The sequence below is a fragment of the Clostridium collagenovorans DSM 3089 genome (assembly GCF_900130005.1).
In the GTDB taxonomy this organism is placed as follows: domain Bacteria; phylum Bacillota; class Clostridia; order Clostridiales; family Clostridiaceae; genus Clostridium_D; species Clostridium_D collagenovorans.
This window is the reverse complement of record NZ_FQXP01000010.1, coordinates 85,157-103,776: the sequence shown is the minus strand read 5'-3', so window position 1 is coordinate 103,776 and position 18,620 is coordinate 85,157. Positions and strand designations below refer to the sequence as shown.

The following is an 18,620-nucleotide window of genomic DNA, read 5'->3' as shown; positions in this document are numbered from 1 at the left end:
TAAACTTATAGTTTTAAATAATTACTCTACTTCAATAAAGATATGATGAAATCTACTTATAATTATGCTACAATTTAGTAGTATTCAAAATTTTCGAAACTTTAGGGGGTATTACAGTGAATTATAATATTGAAGCATTAAAAGGCTATCTTAAAGACATCCTTACTACACCAAGTCCAACAGGGTTTACTGCTAAGGCTATAAACTATATAGAAAATGAGCTTAAAAACTTAAATGTTCAATATACTAAAACAAATAAAGGCGCTCTTATAGCTACTATAAAAGGTGCTAATGATGAATATCAAAGAACATTTTCAGCTCACGTTGATACTTTAGGTGGTATGGTTAAAAGTGTTAAATCAAGTGGAACTTTAGGTTTAGCACCTGTTGGCGGATACATGATGACATCTGTTGAAGGAGAAAACTGTATTATTCATACCGCATCTGGTAAAACTTATTCTGCGACTATCCAAACAATCAAACCTTCTGTTCACATCAGCTCTGATTGTGAATCATTAAAAAGAAGTGCTGAAAACATGGAAATAGTAATAGATGAAAAAGTTTTCTCAGCAGAAGACGTAGAAAAGCTAGGAATTGAAGTTGGAGACTTTATATCTTTTGACTCTAGAACTACAATAACTGAAAGTGGATTTATTAAATCTAGACACTTAGATGATAAAGCTAGTGTTGGTATATTATTATCTGCAATAAGATACTTTGTTGAAAACAAAACTGAGTTACCTTATACAACTAACTTTTTCTTTAGTAACTATGAAGAAGTAGGACATGGTTCTTCAGCTGCTATACCAGTTAATACAAAGGAATTTATAGCTGTTGATATGGGTTGTCCAGGATTAGATCAAAACTCAACTGAGTATGATGTTTGTATCTGCGCTAAGGACTCTTCTGGTCCATACGATTATGAATTAAGAAGAACACTTGTTGAGCTTTGTAAAACTCATAATATAGGATACAAAGTTGATATATATCCTCACTACGGTTCAGATGCATCTTCTGCATTAAGAGCTGGTTGGGATATTAGAACTGCTTTAATAGGTGCCGGAATATATGCTTCTCATGCTTATGAAAGAACTCACATGGATTCAGTATTAGCTACTTTAGACTTAATAGTTAAATACTCTTGTGAAAAATAATATCTAAAAGAAAAGCTACATAAATTATTTATGTAGCTTTTATAATTCCTGCTTTTCTTCTTTGTGTTTACTCTTCGAAACATACAATATCTAGGTATTAATATAGAGACCTTAGTATTTACTCGGTTAATGTTATATTTGCAATATTAAAGTGACATCTCATCCTCTACTGAATTATTTTCGTAGATTTTTTTCACCCTTTTGATAGCTCTGCTCACAGTGGTTTTCACAGTACTCTCCGAAGTATTAGTAGCCTCAGAAATTTCCCTAAACTTTAATCCTTCAAAATATCTTAGTTTTAAGAAGTTTTTCGTTTCATTAGGTAATTCATCTATTATTTTAAAAACCTCTTCAAACTCTTCTTGGATTAAGATATTATCATAACCTTCTTCAAAGTTGCTACTATCTAAAATATAATTTATAGGTATAACTTTATTGTTGGCTCTGTAATAGTCTATTATAGCATTTCTAGCTATTCTATAAATCCAATTTTTACTTCCCTCTATATCTGTAATCTTTTCTCTATTGATATAAAGCTTCGTAAATACTACTGATACAATATCCTCTGCGTTCCACTTATTCTTTACATTGGCAAATATATATCTGTAAATACCATCATAATACCTATCATATAAAATCCTGAATAACTCATCATAGTCATCCTTCATATGAAAGGTTCCCCCCTTTGAATCCCTTTAAGCAATGTTAAAATTTTCTGTCAATTCTCTTTTTATGTATTATATTATATTTTTATTTAACTGTAAAGTTATGATACATATGTTATTCTACTGAATAGTTAATAAAAAAAGTTAGATATAATAATATATACCTAACTTTTTGATTTTAACTTATTTTTTTCTTAAATGAGTGTGGCAAAACTTCCTCTATAATATCATTAATTATTACTACTCCACACAACTTATCATTTACATCTGTAACAGGTAAAGATAAATAATTATATTTCAATATAAGTTCAAAGGATTTATTTATTTTATCAGTATCTTTAACACTAATAACATCTAAATCCATAATATCCTTTATTCTACTCTCAGGCTTTGCTAAAACTAACTCTGTTAATGATATTACCCCTTGAAGCTTCTCTTCATCATCAACAAAATAACTATAATAAGTTACTTCATCATCAGGCTTAGTTTCTCTTATTAGTTCTAAAAGTTCACCTACTGTTATATTAGTATTAAATGCAATAAAATCTTTATTCATAATACTACCTACTAAATCATCATCATAGTTCATAAGTCTTTTTACTTCATCAGCATCTTCTTTTTCTAAGCTATGAAGCAATCTTTCAGCATTTTCTTTATCCATTTCCTCTAAAATATCAGCTACTTCATCATTAGGCATAGTATCTAATATTTCCATAACCTTATTTTCACTTATTGTTTCTAATATAGCTATTCTTATATCTGAATCTAATTCTTCTAAGGTTTCTGACGCTAATTCTAAATCTAAGCTTTCAAAGATTTTATTTCTATATTCAGCTTCTAATTCCTCTAATATATCAGCTATATCCGCAGGTTTAAACTTAGATAATCTCTCGTAAGATACATTCAGTTTTAAACTTTCTTTATCTTGCTCTAGGGATTCAACACTTTCCCACAAAACTATACTATCAGTAAACTTTTTACCCATAAGTTTGTAAATCCCCTTTACAAACTTATCTATTCTATATCTTCTAGATATAGCTAATACACCTGAATCTACAGCTAAAACTCTAATTTCTCCCAGTATCTTAGCCATACGTATATCATCAACTCTAACTACCTTTTTACCATTAACGTCAACAATCTTTTTCTTCAGTAAATCCTTAATTAAAAGATAAGAGTAATTTCTTGGGATGATTTCTTTTACACCTCTTACCTGTATCCATATCTTTTGGTTTTCTTCACAAAAGTCTATGGACCTAAACTCATAATCCATAATTTCTCTATCTTTCTTTATTCTATAACCTATTACTCTAGGATAACCTTCCTTAGTTGTTACATAGATATCATAAATTGTTCCTATGCACTCATCGAATTCATCATAGACCTTTCTGTTATAAATCTTATTTAAAAAGAAAGTAGTTAATTTAGTCATATTAATCCTCCCCCTCTTACTATAGAGGAGTTTAATAATACTAAATTAAATTTAAACTGTGCAAATAAATCCTTATTACATAGCCTAAACTTTACAGTATTACTTCAATATATCAGTATATAAGCTTTATAAATATAACTTTTACCTTAAATTATATTTATAAAACTTAGTTACTTGATATACATCTCCTCTATTATAAGATGCTCAATATTTTATTTTTAATTTTATAGCTCCTACTATGAGGCCCTGATTCCATAGGTTTAATCCCCCCTTAATAAAAAAATTATCTCATACTTAATATTATATTATATTTTCAGCAATGATAAAAGGAATTAATGTCAAAAAAATTTGATTTTAGATAAATTTAGACCATCTTTTTAATTTATCTATATATTTTCTCCTCTTTTCTTAAGCTTGCTAATATTTTCTGAACTTTTTAACTTTTCAAAAGTGTATAATTCAAACTTTGTATATTATTCTAAAAAGCCATCAATTCCATTATATTCCTAAACCTTATATATTCCTCTACTTTTTATTTTTTATGATAATAATATGTCCACTTTGTTTATTATAACTCTTCACATACTTTTAATTATAACCATTTAAGCTTATTATAGACTTTTAAAAATACATATAAAAGTAGAGCCCTCCCTTAATCATCTACTCACATTAAAACCTATAGCTTAAATATACTATGATTCTCCTCATAACCACATAGTGCTTTATATTTTATATCTATTGTGTTAATATTAAAACTAAACGCAATTAACCATACTTATTTTTAAGTTCTTTCGGAGGAATTTTTATGAATATAGCAAAAAAGTTTTTACCTATTTGCAAAGAAGACTTAAAAAAATCCGGTATTGATCAACTTGATTTTATAATAGTTACTGGTGATGCATATGTTGATCATCCTTCATTTGGAACTGCCATAATAGGGAGACTTCTTGAAAGTGAAGGATTTACAGTAGGTATTATTGCTCAACCAAATTGGAAAGATACAAATGATTTCAAGAAACTTGGAAGACCTAAATATGGATTTTTAGTCAACTCTGGTAACATAGATTCAATGGTAAACCACTATACTGCAGCTAGAAAGAAAAGAAGTGATGACTTCTATTCTCCTGGTGGTAAAAGTGGCTATAGACCTGACAGGGCAGTATTAATATATTGCAATAAAATTAGAGAAGCTTTTAAAGATATTCCTATTATTATAGGTGGAATAGAGGCTAGTTTAAGACGTTTTGCCCATTATGACTATTGGAGCGATAAAGTTAGAAAAAGTATCTTATTAGACTCTAAAGCTGACTTATTGATTTACGGCATGGGTGAAAAACCTGTAATTGAAATAGCCAACTTAATGTCCTATGGAATGGATATTAAAGAAATAAAAAATGTAAGAGGTACTGTATATACAAGTAACTCCTTAGATGATATTTCTGATTATGTAGTTTCACCTTCTTATGAAGAGGTTATAAGTGATAAACTTTTATATGCAGAAAGCTTTAAGGTGCAATCTCAAGAGCAAGATGCTCTTAGAGGAAAGATTATAGTCCAGCCTCATGATAGTAGATACATAATTCAAAATCCTCCTCAATTTCCACTAAGTGATGAGGCAATGGATAGGGTTTATAATTTACCTTATACTAGAACTTATCATCCTGTTTATGAAAAGGATGGTGGTATTCCAGCTATAAAAGAGGTTAAATATTCTATTACAAGTCATAGAGGATGCTACGGTTCTTGTTCATTTTGTGCTTTAACCTTCCATCAAGGAAGAGTCATACAGAAGAGAAGTGAAAACTCAATTTTAAATGAAGCTAAGCTTTTAACTACTTTAGATGACTTTAAAGGATATATACATGATGTTGGCGGACCTACTGCTAACTTTAGAAGTAAAGCATGTAAAGTGCAAGAAAAGGTTGGAGTGTGTAAACATAAACAATGCATGCATCCTACCCCTTGTAAAAATCTAATAGTAGATCATAGTGAATACTTAAATCTATTAAAGAAAGTTAGAAAACTTCCTGGAGTGAAAAAAGTATTTATTCGTTCTGGTATTAGATATGACTATCTTATATATGATAAAAACACAAAATTCTTTGAAGAGCTTTGTAAACATCATATAAGTGGTCAATTAAAAGTAGCTCCTGAACACATAAGCGATAAAGTTTTAGCTCAAATGGGTAAACCTACGAGGGAAGTATATGATAGATTTTCAAAAAAATACTTTGATATAAATGATAAGTTAAATATGAAGCAATATTTAGTTCCTTATCTTATGTCAAGTCATCCTGGTAGTGATTTACATGCAGCAATAGAATTGGCTGAGTATATTAGAGATATGGGATATAATCCAGAGCAAGTACAAGACTTTTATCCTACACCAGGAAGTCTTTCTACAACTATATATTACACTGGTATAAATCCTATAACTAAGGAAAAAGTATATACTCCTACAAAGCAGCATGAAAAAAATCTTCAAAGAGCTCTACTTCAATATAGAGATCCTAAAAACCATGCTTTAGTAAAAGAAGCCTTAATAACTGCAGGCCGTGAAGATTTAATAGGTCATGGCAAGAATTGTTTGATACCTGAACATAGACCTAAAGGTAACTTTGATAATAAAAAATCTTCTAAAAAGAAGCCTACAAATACTGATATAAATAAAAAAGATTCTAAGAATACATATAATAAAAACTCTAAAAACAAATCTTCTAAGCAAAAAAGTAGAAGAAAATAAAAAGGTTGCTGTATAACAGTTTTGTTATGCAGCAACTTTTATTTTAATGACTTTTTTTAAATCTTATTAAACTATAAAACAACGTCATTACCCAAAGTACTTCACTTAAGTATGTAGTTATAATCATAGCATCATTACCATAAAAAAGATAATTACATATTATAGTTGTTATAGAGGATATAACAATTAAAGTACCACCAAATTTATTAGAAGCTTTTCCACTAAATATTCTTAAGCTTATAAGCATTATGCTTCCATATAGTACTAGGGTAAATATTTTAATAAACTTAATATTGCTTGAAACAAATATGTATCCTAAAGAATCTATTAAATTAATATTTGCTTCATTTAAGTAAACATTAACAATATAAGAAATAAACAGTATACCTATAACTCCTAAAATGTTATTAAAATTAAACTTATTATCCCTTAAGAAAATATAGAAGCTCATTATACCTGCTATTGGGAAACATAACAAATTAAAATATATTATGCCCTTTGCTAAATATAAGTTAGTTAGATTATTACTTAGATACGTGTAAAATAAAACTGCATTTCTTATAAAGATTAGCGAAAATAAGCATATATAAATTACCTTTATTTTATTAGGGGCATACTTTTTAGTATATATAATACTTATATACGTTATTAAAAACATACTTATTAAGTAACCTAAATATAAATAAGACTTCATACTTCAACTCCATTTAAATTAATGTTACTTATAATTATTAAAATTTTGCTTAGATTATTACTTATTCTTTTAATTAATTTTATTAATTAAAATCCTAAAAGCTTAAGAGCCTTAGGCATACATTCTATAGTAACAGGAAAATCTGGTCCTCTTTCTCCATCTATATCAGTAACTATATCCTCTTCACATTCTATTTTTAGTTTTTTAGTTTTAAAATAAAGAACTCCTGGTACACCCTCTAAATGCTCACCTTTTAGAATATTAAAGAATATTGATATTATATCCTTCATATGTCCAGCTTTTATTATTATTACATCTAAAAGACCATCATCTATTTCTGACTTATATCCTAATTTAAAATTCCCAGCTGTTTTACCATTGAAAACAAGCATTAGATACATATAGCCTTCATATTGTAATTCTTTAGAATCAACCTCCACCTTAAGTCTTCTAAAATTAGGCAATGACTCTATACCCTTTAGGTAATAAGCTAATTTACCCATAGTATTTTTTAAATTAACATCAGTTTTTTGAGATATATCAGTAAATAGTCCTGTGCTTGCTACATTAATAAAATATTTATCATTTATTTTTCCTACATCTACTCTTTTAGGTTTACTGGTTAAAATCTTTTCACAAATTTCTTCTACATCATCACCTAAATTCATAAGTTTACTAAAATCATTTGCTGTACCAGTTGGTATAATAGCTAATGGCTTCTTGATATTCAATGTCATCATTATATTTAAAATTTTATCAACTGTTCCATCTCCACCTGCAACTAAAATATATTCATAATTATTATGAATATCCTTAAAAGCGTCTTGAACATCATATTCATAAGATATTCTAAACGGTATTACAGTATACCCATACTTTTGATGAACTTTTATAACCTTATCTAACTGTGATAATATTGCATTTTCACCTGAATAGGGATTATAAATAAATTTAACCTTTTTCATTATAAATTCCCCCTTAACACCTTCTTTAAGTTTTTACACCCATACTATAGTTAACTTTAATCTAAACTTAATATTCCTTTTTTCTCATTTATAAATACATAATTTTATACTAAAAAATTATTGAAAGTATAGTAAATTTATTACTATACTTTCTCTTATACCTCAATATTATAATATATAATTTGAAATATTTAAATAAACAAATAAAATAATCCATGGATATCCATGGATTATTTAAATTTGTTTATTAATTTTCCGAAGAACTATAACTAGAGATATTACTTAATGCTTCTCCTGCTGTATCTTTATGTTCTAACTCTTGGGATACATCTCCTAAAGAAATTATCCCTATAAGTCCGCTATCATCAATAACAGGTAAACGTCTTATTTGTTTTCTTCCCATTATATCAGCTGCTTCATTTATATCTATCTCTCTACTTATAAGTGTAGGATTAGATGTCATAATTTCTCTTACCCTTTGATTTTTACATTCTTCCCCCTGTGATACACTTCTTAAAACTATATCTCTATCTGTGATCACACCTATTACTTTATTATTATCATCACAGATTGGAACCATTCCTATATGGTGGTTTTTCATTAAATCTGCTACAGACTCTACAGTACTCTCAGGATTGGCACTTACAACATTTATAGTCATAATATCCTTTACATACATTTGCATCACCTCAAATTTATTTTATCCATAAAACAAAAAAATATAAGATTAAGCAAATTAATTTAAAAGATATTTTTTATTTCTACTCTGAAATAAAATCTCTATGAATTTCAGTTGACACATGCTTTTCTACTATATGAGGTTTCATAGTTCCAGATTTAACCTTGCAATAAGTCCCATAATTACATACACTACAATCTAGAGCTTTTATTGCTTCGTCTATAACATACCCTAGATCTTCTACTCTATCTAAAGTTCTATTAATCTCACTTTTGCTACTCAATGCAATTTTATTTAACTCACCAGCAGCTCCAACCAATGCAGTATATGAACCAACAAGTTTTCCAAGTAAGTCACTTAAATTATTTATATCACAATAACAAGTTTCAATAACTTTTCTATACGTCAACTTATCACTTCCTTTGACCGTTATCATAAATATTATATTAAAAAAATAGAGAAATATTACCTTATATCCATAAGATAATACTTCTCATTTTAATTATTCCTTAAAATTTCTCAAAGAAATTTTAAGGTTTACTAAGCAATATAGTAATATGCTAAAGTTATTATTATATATATACTCAATAAAATAGCACCCTCAAACCAATAAGTCTTACCATCCTGAAACACTATATAAGACATTATTACAGCAATTACCGTCATAATTACTTCAAATCCTGAATAAATCATATTCATGCCTATTCCCATAACTGAAGCAGCAATTATCATTATAGGTAACACAAACATAGACATCTGTATACAAGACCCTATCGACGTCTCTATACTTAGATTTATTTTATTATTAGCAGCACTAATTATAGATGATGCTATTTCACCCATATTTCCTAATAATGGTATTAAAACTATTCCTAAAAACTCTTCAGAAATATTATAAGTCTCGCTAAAAATATTTAAATTGAATACTAATTTTTCAGCGATAAAATTCAATAAAATAGTTAAGACAATTAACTTTATTACTATATATATAAAATCTTTGTCCTTTTCTTTTTTACTTTTTATCTCCTCTGAGGTTTCAAAAATTCTCTTATGAGTGAATAGGGAAAATATTAGACCTAATATATAAATAACCATCAATACAATAGATACTTCTAAGCATATACTCTTACTTATATTTACTGAAAGCTTATCATATACATCTAGAGTTGCTAACACAATCATAGCGCTTAAGGATAATACAAGCATTTGGAAATTAGTTCTTGCTATATTCTTATTAAAGTTTTGTTCACCATATTTTATTCCACCATAGATTACAGCTATTCCCACACCTAAAAGCATATTACATAATATACTTCCTATGACAGAAGCCTTCGCCATAGCAATCATTCCATATTTCAAAGACCAAAGCCCCATAATCAACTCCGGTAAATTCCCTATGGTAGCACTTAACAATCCACCTTGTTTTTCACCAATATAATCTGATATTTTTTCAGTATTTTTTCCTAGAAAAAAAGCAAGAGGAATCATGCAAAAAGAATATAGCGCTACTTGAAATATATTAGACATTATTTTTTAGTTGCCTCTTTAATGAATTCTTCGTCTATAATATCTAAAAGTTCATTTATTTCTATTTTACTACTTGTATTTTTATCCATAGCTTTCTTTTTATTATCCTTAGTACATTCTTTCTTTTTATCATCTTTCTTTGCTTCTATAATCTTTTTATCGTGCTTTTTACTTGTACATTCTTCCTTATCGTATTTCTTTTCTTTGAATTCTTCTTTTATATAAGTTTTATCTTTATGGTGCTTTTCTTCTATAACAAAATCCTCTTCATAGTATTCTGAAGATTTACACTTCTTCTTCTCTGGACTTCTATATAACTCTTCTAGTAATGACTCTGGATATCTTATAAACATACTACTCACCCCTACATACTGTACGATATGGCTTAAAATATGAAATAGGATATTTACATAATGGACATACTAAAGGAGCTTCTTTTCCCTCATGTATATATCCACAATTCATACACTGCCATTTTATAGGGTTATCACTTTTAAAAATCATTCCCTTTTCCATTTTATCTGCTAAATCTGAAAATCTCTCTTCATGATTTTCTTCAACTTCTCTTAATTCCTTATAAAAATCAGCTATTTCATTAAACCCTTCTTGTCTTGCTACCTCTTCAAACTCCTTATAAATCTTTTTATACTCTGCACTTTCTCCCGCTGCAGCATCTTTTAAATTTTCTAAAGTAGTTCCATTTATCTTTAAATACTTATTAAATACCTCTCTAGCATGTGCAAGTTCATTATGAGCTGTTTCCTTAAAAATAGCAGCTATATCCTCATATCCTTCTTTTCTCGCTACTTCAGCATATAATGTATACTTATTTCTAGCCCTTGACTCCCCTGTAAAAGTCTTTAGTAAATTTTTTAGTGTTTGTGAATCCTTAAGTTTTAAGTTCATCATTTCCTCCAAAATTATTTTTACACTAACATTTTATTCCATAGGTTGATTTCTGTTACTTAACTCTTTTTATTTAATATCATTAATAACTTCATATTTATACTTAATAATACATTTTATTATTTTTTTACTTTTTAAGCCATATTTTTACTTTTTAAACTATATTTTTACTTAATAAGATTAATTTCTATTATTTTTAAATAGCTCAAAGTCGTTTTTTTGTTTTTCTTGTAACTTATTATCTATATATGAATAGTATATTATTAAGAAGTTAACCTTCTTATAAAAATTTTAGGAGATGACATTAATGAGCGAAAATAAACATGGTGAAATGTGCTATTACAATATAGGAAATATGTATTATGGTTTATTAGAGGTTGTTGCTGAATTAAAACAAATTCAACAACAAATAAATCAACAGTTAAACGAACAACTTCAAATCCAAAATGATTTAAATCTTCAACTTCAAGAATTAAAACAAGTTCAAGCTGCAATTTTAGAATCACATCAAGGACAAGGACAAGGACAAGGACAAGGACAATTATCTAACAATGAACAAGGTCAAGGACAAGGGCAAGGTCAAGGGCAATTTTCTGACAATGAACAAGGTCAAGGGCAAGGTCAAGGGCAAGGTCAGGTAAGTAATGAAAATGAAACTTCTCAAATATTATCCGTATTAGAGAATATAGGCAATCCAGCTACTAATTTCAACGATGTAGCTAATAATAATATATCTATTTCTTTTGATTTTAGTTTTATCTTCATTTTTTTAGCACTATTTTTAAATCTTGATATTAATAATCCAACACCTGATCCTGATAATAACACATGCTCATGGATATGGATTTTACTTTTACTTTTATTAATAAACTGTGAAGGTGCAGACACTACTACTCTTTTAAAAGGACTAGAAGATAAAGTTGATTTATCAAAAATTGATTTATCAAAATTAAATTTAAAAAATTTTGATTCATCAAAAATAAAAGATTTATTGTCATTTATAAAAATAAAGTAAATTTCACCATCTTTTTATGTATAAATAAATAGAGTTCTAAGCAATTATTATCACACTGATTATTAAAATATAGAAGGTTACTTTAAAATATTATTTTAAAGTAACCTTCTTCTTTGTTCTCTTTAACTATTTAATTATAGTGTGTTATTAAATAAAACCCCATTATTTACCACATTTTCTTCCCATAATTTGTTCTTCTAACTTTAAACCTGTAGGTGTAATTGCTAAACCACCCTTTGCAGTTTCTCTTAATTCACTTGGAAGTTGTTTTCCAACTCTATACATAGCATCTACAACTTCGTCAAAAGGAATTACACTCTTAACACCTGCCATAGCTAAATCTGCAGTAGTTAAAGCACTTACAGCTCCTGCTATATTTCTCTTAGCACAAGGAACTTCAACTAAACCAGCTATTGGATCGCATACTAATCCTAATATATTTTTAAATACTATTGAAGCTGCATGTAAGGCCATATCTGGTGTACCACCCATCATTTCAACTGCAGCCGCTGCTCCCATTGCAGCTGCTGAACCACACTCAGCCTGACATCCTCCAGCTGCTCCAGCTAAAGTAGCATTTTGTGCAATTATATTTCCTACACCTGCCGCTGTAAATAACCCTTTTACCATTTCCTCATCTGATGAGTTTAATTGCTCACCAGCAGTTATGATTACTGAAGGTAAAATACCACAAGAACCAGCTGTTGGTGCAGCTACTATTCTTCCCATAGCTGCATTAACTTCTGAACTTGAAGAAGCACGAGCCATAGCTTTAATCATAACTTCTCCGCTTAAGCTTTTATTATTATCCGCATACTTTTTAATTTTTTTAGCATCTCCACCAATTAATCCACTTACTGATTTAACATCGTTGTTTATAGCAAAGTTTGCAGAATCCTTCATTACATCTAAATTCTTCTTCATAGCTTCTATAACTTCTTCTCTACTTAAATCAGAATTTTCCATCTCATATCTTATACAATATTCTGCTATTGAGATATTTTCTCTATTACATATTTCAACTAACTCTTTTCCTTTATTTGCGAATATCATAACCTATATTTCTCCCTTCGCCTCTTTAGTTTACTTAAATAAACCTAAAATAGATTTCATTTAAAATATTATCACTAAATATTATATTTCGACTTTTTAAATCATTTTTATGCGAAATATATAATAATATATTAAATTCTCGTAAATCTTTTTCTAATCCAATTACATTATACCTTCTTTTTTATATTTTTAAAAACATTTTTTGTTGTATTTTGTTGAAAATTTAATCTTCATAGAAATAACTTCCACCTATGAATTCTCTTAATAAAGAATCATCAGGTACTAACTTTTCATCTACATCTTCAAAGAAGTGTAAAAAACTCTTTAATCTTTTAGCTTCATAATATACAGGACTTTCTTTTGTTATTATGTCCAACTCCTTTAAAGCATATTTCTTTAAAACGCAAAGTTCATATATTAAATTAGAGTTAAACATGACATCTGCTTCTTCTTGGAATACAAAAATATTCTTTTCTTCTCCTCTTCTAACAGAAGGCCACATAGTTAAAGTTCTTTCCGCATTATATCCTCTAGTTATACTGTCTCTTACTATTCTTCTTACAGTTCTCACATCTGTAGTAGAAATTCTATTATGATCATCTATATTCAATTGTGTTAAACAACTTATATATATTTTAAACTTTTGATTTTGAGATATATCTTTGCTTAAACATTCATTTAATCCATGAATTCCTTCTATAAGAATTATTCCATTCTTCTCTAACTGCAGTGTTTCTCCCTTCCAAACTCTTGTTCCTAAAATAAAATCATAAGTTGGCATTTCTATATTCTCACCCTTAATCAATTGAGTTAATTGATTATTAAATAACTCTATATCTATGGCATAAATAGATTCAAAATCTCTTTGACCATTTTCGTCTAAAGGTGTAACTTCTCTATCTACAAAATAGTTATCCATAGAAATTTGAACTGGTTTCTTTCCATTTGCCATTAACTGTATTGCCAATCTTTTAGTAAATGTAGTTTTGCCTGAAGATGAAGGACCAGCTATGAATACTAGTTGCACATCCTTATTACTACAAATTTTATCAGCTATATATGCAATTTTCTTTTCTTGCAACCCCTCATTTACCCTAATCATATCTGCAATTTTACTTTCTTCTACTAGTTTATTTAGAGAACCTACATCTGGAATCTCCATTATATTTCCCCATTCTTCTGCTTCTTTAAAAATCCTATTTAACTTTGGATAGTGGTTCAATTTAGGAATATTTAAACTTTTACCATCCGTTGGATATCTAAGTAAAAATCCTGATTCATATTTTATTAAATCAAATGATTTTAGTACTCCCGATGAATATGCCATTGGCCCATAAAAGTAATCATATCTTCCATCTAACCTATATAATTTTACCCTATCTATTTTTAAACTTTCAAGTAATTTTACTTTATCAAGCATATTATATTGTGAAAATATTTCAATAGCCTCTTTTGTAGATACTTCTAATTTCTCTATAATTATATCTTCCTCTATAATTGTCTTCATTCTATTCTTTATTGCATTTAAATCATCAGCACTTAAGGTAATATCCTTTTTTATCTCACCAAATATACCTTTACTTATTGAATGCTCTATTGTTATGCGTGCCTTTGGAAATATATCTAAAGTAGCTTTTATTAATACAAATAGTAAGGTTCTTATATATGCTCTTTTTCCTATATCATAACTTATATCTATAGGTTTAAATTCTCCACTACACTCTACTTTTTCACTTAATTCTAAAATATCATCATTAATTTCTCCAAGTATAATTGGTAATTCTACTGTATCATTTAATTTACTCTCTATTAAAATATCATTTAATATTGATCCCACATTCATTTCTAAAGAATTATGATTTTTTAACTTAATTTTAAACATTTGCTACCTCCTGTCCTTTCTGTCACCACCCTAAGTTTTTCATAATTTAAGAATTCTCAATCCCTATATTTCTATATTATCTTAATAGACAAATTAATTAAACCGATAATAATAAATATTTTCTACTATTCCCTAGTAAAATTTATATAAACACTTATATAAATTATATTTTAGGTTATATTAAAATACATAAATTTATAAAATATGGGCGGTGATGAAGATGACTATTTTAATAGTTAGAACTGTTATTTTATATTTTATGGCATTAGTTGTAATAAGGTTAATGGGAAAACGTCAAATTGGACAATTACAACCCTTCGAAATCGTAATTACTGTTATGATTTCAGACTTAGCAGCTATGCCTATGCAAGATAACAGAATTCCCCTAGCTTTCAGTGCTATTCCTATGATTGTGTTGGTTATACTTCAAATTCTCTCATCTACAGCTCAACTAAAGAGCGAAAAAGCAAGAGAACTCTTGAGTGGAAAACCTACAATAATTATTGAACACGGAAGAATAGATATGGATGCTTTGAAGGAAGAACGTATAAATATAAATGATTTATTAGAAGAATTAAGATTAAAAAACTTTTATAACATAAAGGAAATTGAATATGCAATTTTAGAAACTAGTGGACAGTTATCAATTATTCCTAAAACTAATTTAACCTTCGCCACAAAGGAAGATTTAAAAATTCCTACAACCCAAGATTCATTGCCAATAACATTAATATTAGACGGAAAAATAAATACCTTTAATTTAAATCTTATAAATAAAGATTTAGAATGGTTAGCCGGTCAACTAAAAAGAAATAATGTGACTAAACCTAAGGACGTGTATTTAGCTATCTTAGATAGCAATGGTGACTTTTATTGTCAAACTAAATAATTATAGAAAGAGGCGATGAATTTGAAAAATATTATAACATCTACAATGCTTTTTTTGGCTATGGCTATATTAATATTTTTTTGCAGTCTGCATTGCAAATCCATTTGCAAGGAATTAAATGAGCTTTCTACTGATATAGAACATTTAGTTGATGCTGAGGAATGGAGTGCTGCCTTTTTAGAATCCATAAATTTATCTGAGAAATGGGAGTACTATTCTAAATTCTTATCAGTTTATACCAATGATATAGAATTAGATATTATAAGCGATGATATAATTAATTGCTCTCAATGCATTAAAACGCAGGATCTTACAGATAGCATGGCACTTATTAATGTAGTTAAACATAGAATTAAGCATATAGAAGACTTTCAAAAGTTCACTTTAGAAAATCTTCTTTAAATTTTTTATATTTTTTTGTTCTATTACTTTAATTAAAAATTATAATATATTATAATTAGTATAGCACTATTTTTAAAAAGGCTATTTAGTATAACTCTTTTTACTTATTGTGTATCTATATATACTATTGCATTAAATATATTCTTATTATCTTTATATAATTCTTATAAAAGTTAAATTTGTTCTAAGATACATTATTAAGATAATCTTATTTTTGCAAAATATATATAAATAAAAATCGATAAAATTATTAGTTATATTAGTTGTAAAATTATTAATTTTTCGATACTTTTAAATAAAATTCTAGAAATATACTCAAATTTATCTTATAATATAAGTATATTAGAAATGTCCCAGCGGGATAAATTCGTTCCAACGAGTGAAAGGTGGTATTATTATGGCATTAGTAACAACTAAGGATATGTTTGAAAAAGCTTATAAAGGCGGATACGCTATAGGTGCTTTTAATATTAATAATATGGAAATCGTTCAAGCTATTGCAGATGGTTCAAAAGCTAAAAAATCTCCTGTTATATTACAAGTATCTTCAAGCGCAATGAAATATATGAAAATTCCTTACCTTGTAAAATTAGTAGAAGCAGCTATCTGCGACACTGGAATTGATATAGCACTTCACTTAGATCACGGTGCTGACTTCGAAACTTGCAAAACTTGTATAGATGCTGGTTTCACATCTGTAATGATAGATGGATCTCATTTTGACTTTGAAAAAAATATAGAGGTTACTAAACAAGTTGTTGAATACGCTCACGCTAGAGGAGTTGTAGTTGAAGCTGAACTTGGTAAACTTGCTGGTGTTGAAGATGAGGTTAAAGTTAAGAGTGCTGATGCTACTTATACTGATCCTGATGAAGCAGTAGAATTTATAAAAAGAACTGGTGTTGACTCTTTAGCTATAGCTATAGGTACAAGTCACGGTGCTTATAAATTTGCTGGCGAAGCTAAATTAGACTTCGATAGATTAGAAAAAATAACTGAAAAATTAGAAGCTGAAGGAATTCATAACTTCCCAATAGTTTTACACGGTGCTTCTGCTGTTGATCCAGTATATGTTGAAATGTGTAATAATTATGGTGGTGCTATGAAAGGTGCCAAGGGTGTACCTACTGAAATGTTAAGAAAAGCTTCTTCTATGGCTGTATGTAAAATAAATATGGATACAGATATAAGATTAGCTATGACAGGTTCAATAAGAAAAATATTTGGTGATTCTCCAGAAGTATTCGACCCAAGAAAATACTTAGGTTTTGCTAGAGAAAATATCACTAAATTAGTAGAAGATAAAATTTCTGATGTATTAGGTTCTGAAAATACACTTTAATTTTAAAAAAGTTAAAGGGCTGTAGCAATAAGTATAAATCTCATGACATATTGTATTTAAAATTAATTTTAAATACAATATGTCATGTTTAAATTTATTATTGCAACAGCCCTTATATTATTTTTCTATATAATTTCTAATGTGCTTAAGTATTATATTTATACTTCCATCACCATTTCTTTTAATCTCAAACCTTTCAAAATCGTGATATGCTTCATTGCTTAAATATAAATCTATATCTCCATCAATTTTTAATCTTACTCTTTTAAGCTTTTTATCTACCCATTCCTTATCTATGTCTACTTTTTCAGTTACTCCACTTATTTCAGTAAACTCTAAGAAATCCTTTGTTACTTCTTCATTTTCACCAAAAACCTCTTGAGCAAAATCCTTTATATCAATATTATCTTCTTCTTGTAATTTTTGCTTTGCAATTCTCCTAATCTTTTCAGCTTTATCAGCATTATCAGCTAAATTATTTCTAGTCCATTGTTCTGTTGCTTGTAAAAACCCCTTTGTCATATCTCTTTCATTACTTATAATTTCGCAACCTAAGTAATTATCTATAAAATAATTAGCTCCATACTCTTCATTTTCTTTACTTTTCTTTTGCTTATCTAATACCATTAAGTCAAAATCATTCTCCGGCTTGAAAGTCTTAATAATAGCACACTTTTGTATCTTCTGCCCACTACTTGGAAGCCCCGTTAATTGAGGTATTATATTAATTCCTAACTTGTTATCAACAAACTCTATATTATGTATATAATTCTTTACATAATCCATTTTAAAAATTGCAAGCATAGGACCATATTCTGTAGATATAGAAACTGTAACTAAATCACAAGAAGGTATACTTCCTTTTGACTTCATAATCATAAACATTTGTCTTGCTAGTTCCTTAGATGCATCTAAAAGATTACTATGTCCACTTAAATATTCATAAACTACTTCTTTAACTATATTTCTACCTTCTGTGAATACAGCATATCTTAACTCTTCGTCGTTTAAACACTTTTGAATGTGTTTAAGCAAAAAAGCATATATTTCTTCATTTAATTCTAAAGCAAATTGATTTAATAATGGTTCATCAGAGGAATTATCCAATACATGGATTACCCCTTCAATTATATTAAGTTCTTTTATATATTCCACACTGACTCTCCTTCTCTCTTTTCAAATCTCATATATTAATGATATATTACTTTATATGTAAAATCAATTTTCATTGACTTAATTATATGATACAATTATTTTGTGAATCTAAAAAAT

At 28.0% G+C, this 18,620-nt stretch carries 18 protein-coding genes; 6 read left to right on the top strand and 12 right to left on the bottom strand.

Features of this window, described 5'->3' with window-relative positions; all coding sequences use genetic code 11:
* Positions 1 to 116 precede the first annotated feature (116 nt).
* The gene (locus BUA48_RS12385; protein WP_072832384.1) at positions 117 to 1,154 is read left to right on the top strand and encodes a M42 family metallopeptidase; all 1,038 of its coding nucleotides are present in this window, start codon (positions 117 to 119) and stop codon (positions 1,152 to 1,154) included.
* 146 nt (positions 1,155 to 1,300) lie between these two features.
* Here BUA48_RS12385 and BUA48_RS12380 read toward each other — a convergent pair whose 3' ends face one another.
* Entirely contained in the window at positions 1,301 to 1,822 is a 522-nt protein-coding gene (locus tag BUA48_RS12380; RefSeq protein WP_072832383.1) for an RNA polymerase sigma factor, read from the bottom strand.
* 175 nt (positions 1,823 to 1,997) lie between these two features.
* Complete coding sequence (locus tag BUA48_RS12375; protein ID WP_072832382.1) at positions 1,998 to 3,251, bottom strand: magnesium transporter; 1,254 nt, start codon at positions 3,249 to 3,251, stop codon at positions 1,998 to 2,000.
* Between the two features lie 805 nt (positions 3,252 to 4,056).
* Here BUA48_RS12375 and BUA48_RS12370 point away from each other — a divergent pair.
* The gene (locus BUA48_RS12370) at positions 4,057 to 5,994 is read left to right on the top strand and encodes a YgiQ family radical SAM protein (RefSeq protein ID WP_072832381.1); all 1,938 of its coding nucleotides are present in this window, start codon (positions 4,057 to 4,059) and stop codon (positions 5,992 to 5,994) included.
* 43 nt (positions 5,995 to 6,037) lie between these two features.
* On the opposite strand, the gene BUA48_RS15410 is transcribed toward BUA48_RS12370, so the two are convergent.
* From BUA48_RS15410 to rbr, 7 genes are all read right to left on the bottom strand, one after another.
* Complete coding sequence (locus BUA48_RS15410) at positions 6,038 to 6,445, bottom strand: hypothetical protein (protein ID WP_143147722.1); 408 nt, start codon at positions 6,443 to 6,445, stop codon at positions 6,038 to 6,040.
* A gap of 329 nt (positions 6,446 to 6,774) precedes the next feature.
* The gene (locus BUA48_RS12360; protein ID WP_072832379.1) at positions 6,775 to 7,653 is read right to left on the bottom strand and encodes a YegS/Rv2252/BmrU family lipid kinase; all 879 of its coding nucleotides are present in this window, start codon (positions 7,651 to 7,653) and stop codon (positions 6,775 to 6,777) included.
* A gap of 247 nt (positions 7,654 to 7,900) precedes the next feature.
* Complete coding sequence (locus BUA48_RS12355) at positions 7,901 to 8,332, bottom strand: CBS domain-containing protein (RefSeq protein ID WP_072832378.1); 432 nt, start codon at positions 8,330 to 8,332, stop codon at positions 7,901 to 7,903.
* A gap of 82 nt (positions 8,333 to 8,414) precedes the next feature.
* On the bottom strand, positions 8,415 to 8,741 hold the full coding sequence (locus BUA48_RS12350) for a hypothetical protein (protein WP_084666307.1): 327 nt from the start codon (positions 8,739 to 8,741) through the stop codon (positions 8,415 to 8,417).
* Between the two features lie 131 nt (positions 8,742 to 8,872).
* A complete protein-coding gene (gene cax, locus BUA48_RS12345; protein ID WP_072832376.1) occupies positions 8,873 to 9,859 on the bottom strand; it encodes a calcium/proton exchanger in 987 nt (328 codons plus the stop codon).
* Positions 9,859 to 10,212: a hypothetical protein gene (locus BUA48_RS15300; RefSeq protein WP_084666305.1), complete on the bottom strand. Its 354-nt coding sequence runs from the start codon at positions 10,210 to 10,212 to the stop codon at positions 9,859 to 9,861. Before BUA48_RS15300 ends, cax begins: the two co-directional genes overlap by 1 nt.
* 1 nt (position 10,213) lies before the next feature.
* Positions 10,214 to 10,768 carry a rubrerythrin gene (gene rbr, locus BUA48_RS12335; protein ID WP_242944348.1) on the bottom strand — a complete coding sequence of 185 codons (555 nt, stop codon included), beginning with the start codon at positions 10,766 to 10,768 and terminating at the stop codon, positions 10,214 to 10,216.
* 304 nt (positions 10,769 to 11,072) lie between these two features.
* On the opposite strand from rbr, the gene BUA48_RS12330 reads away from it, so the two are divergent.
* The gene (locus tag BUA48_RS12330; RefSeq protein WP_072832373.1) at positions 11,073 to 11,780 is read left to right on the top strand and encodes a hypothetical protein; all 708 of its coding nucleotides are present in this window, start codon (positions 11,073 to 11,075) and stop codon (positions 11,778 to 11,780) included.
* 162 nt (positions 11,781 to 11,942) lie between these two features.
* On the opposite strand, the gene sdaAA is transcribed toward BUA48_RS12330, so the two are convergent.
* The gene (gene sdaAA / locus BUA48_RS12325; protein WP_423231113.1) at positions 11,943 to 12,833 is read right to left on the bottom strand and encodes an L-serine ammonia-lyase, iron-sulfur-dependent, subunit alpha; all 891 of its coding nucleotides are present in this window, start codon (positions 12,831 to 12,833) and stop codon (positions 11,943 to 11,945) included.
* Between the two features lie 223 nt (positions 12,834 to 13,056).
* Positions 13,057 to 14,715: a nucleoside kinase gene (locus BUA48_RS12320; RefSeq protein ID WP_072832372.1), complete on the bottom strand. Its 1,659-nt coding sequence runs from the start codon at positions 14,713 to 14,715 to the stop codon at positions 13,057 to 13,059.
* A 220-nt stretch (positions 14,716 to 14,935) separates the two neighbouring features.
* On the opposite strand from BUA48_RS12320, the gene BUA48_RS12315 reads away from it, so the two are divergent.
* From BUA48_RS12315 to fba, 3 genes are all read left to right on the top strand, one after another.
* A complete protein-coding gene (locus BUA48_RS12315; RefSeq protein ID WP_072832371.1) occupies positions 14,936 to 15,604 on the top strand; it encodes a YetF domain-containing protein in 669 nt (222 codons plus the stop codon).
* A 21-nt stretch (positions 15,605 to 15,625) separates the two neighbouring features.
* Positions 15,626 to 16,006: a DUF4363 family protein gene (locus tag BUA48_RS12310; RefSeq protein ID WP_072832370.1), complete on the top strand. Its 381-nt coding sequence runs from the start codon at positions 15,626 to 15,628 to the stop codon at positions 16,004 to 16,006.
* Between the two features lie 397 nt (positions 16,007 to 16,403).
* Positions 16,404 to 17,348: a class II fructose-1,6-bisphosphate aldolase gene (fba, locus tag BUA48_RS12305; protein WP_072832369.1), complete on the top strand. Its 945-nt coding sequence runs from the start codon at positions 16,404 to 16,406 to the stop codon at positions 17,346 to 17,348.
* Between the two features lie 117 nt (positions 17,349 to 17,465).
* Here fba and BUA48_RS12300 read toward each other — a convergent pair whose 3' ends face one another.
* On the bottom strand, positions 17,466 to 18,503 hold the full coding sequence (locus tag BUA48_RS12300; RefSeq protein WP_072832368.1) for a nucleoid-associated protein: 1,038 nt from the start codon (positions 18,501 to 18,503) through the stop codon (positions 17,466 to 17,468).
* Positions 18,504 to 18,620 lie beyond the last annotated feature (117 nt).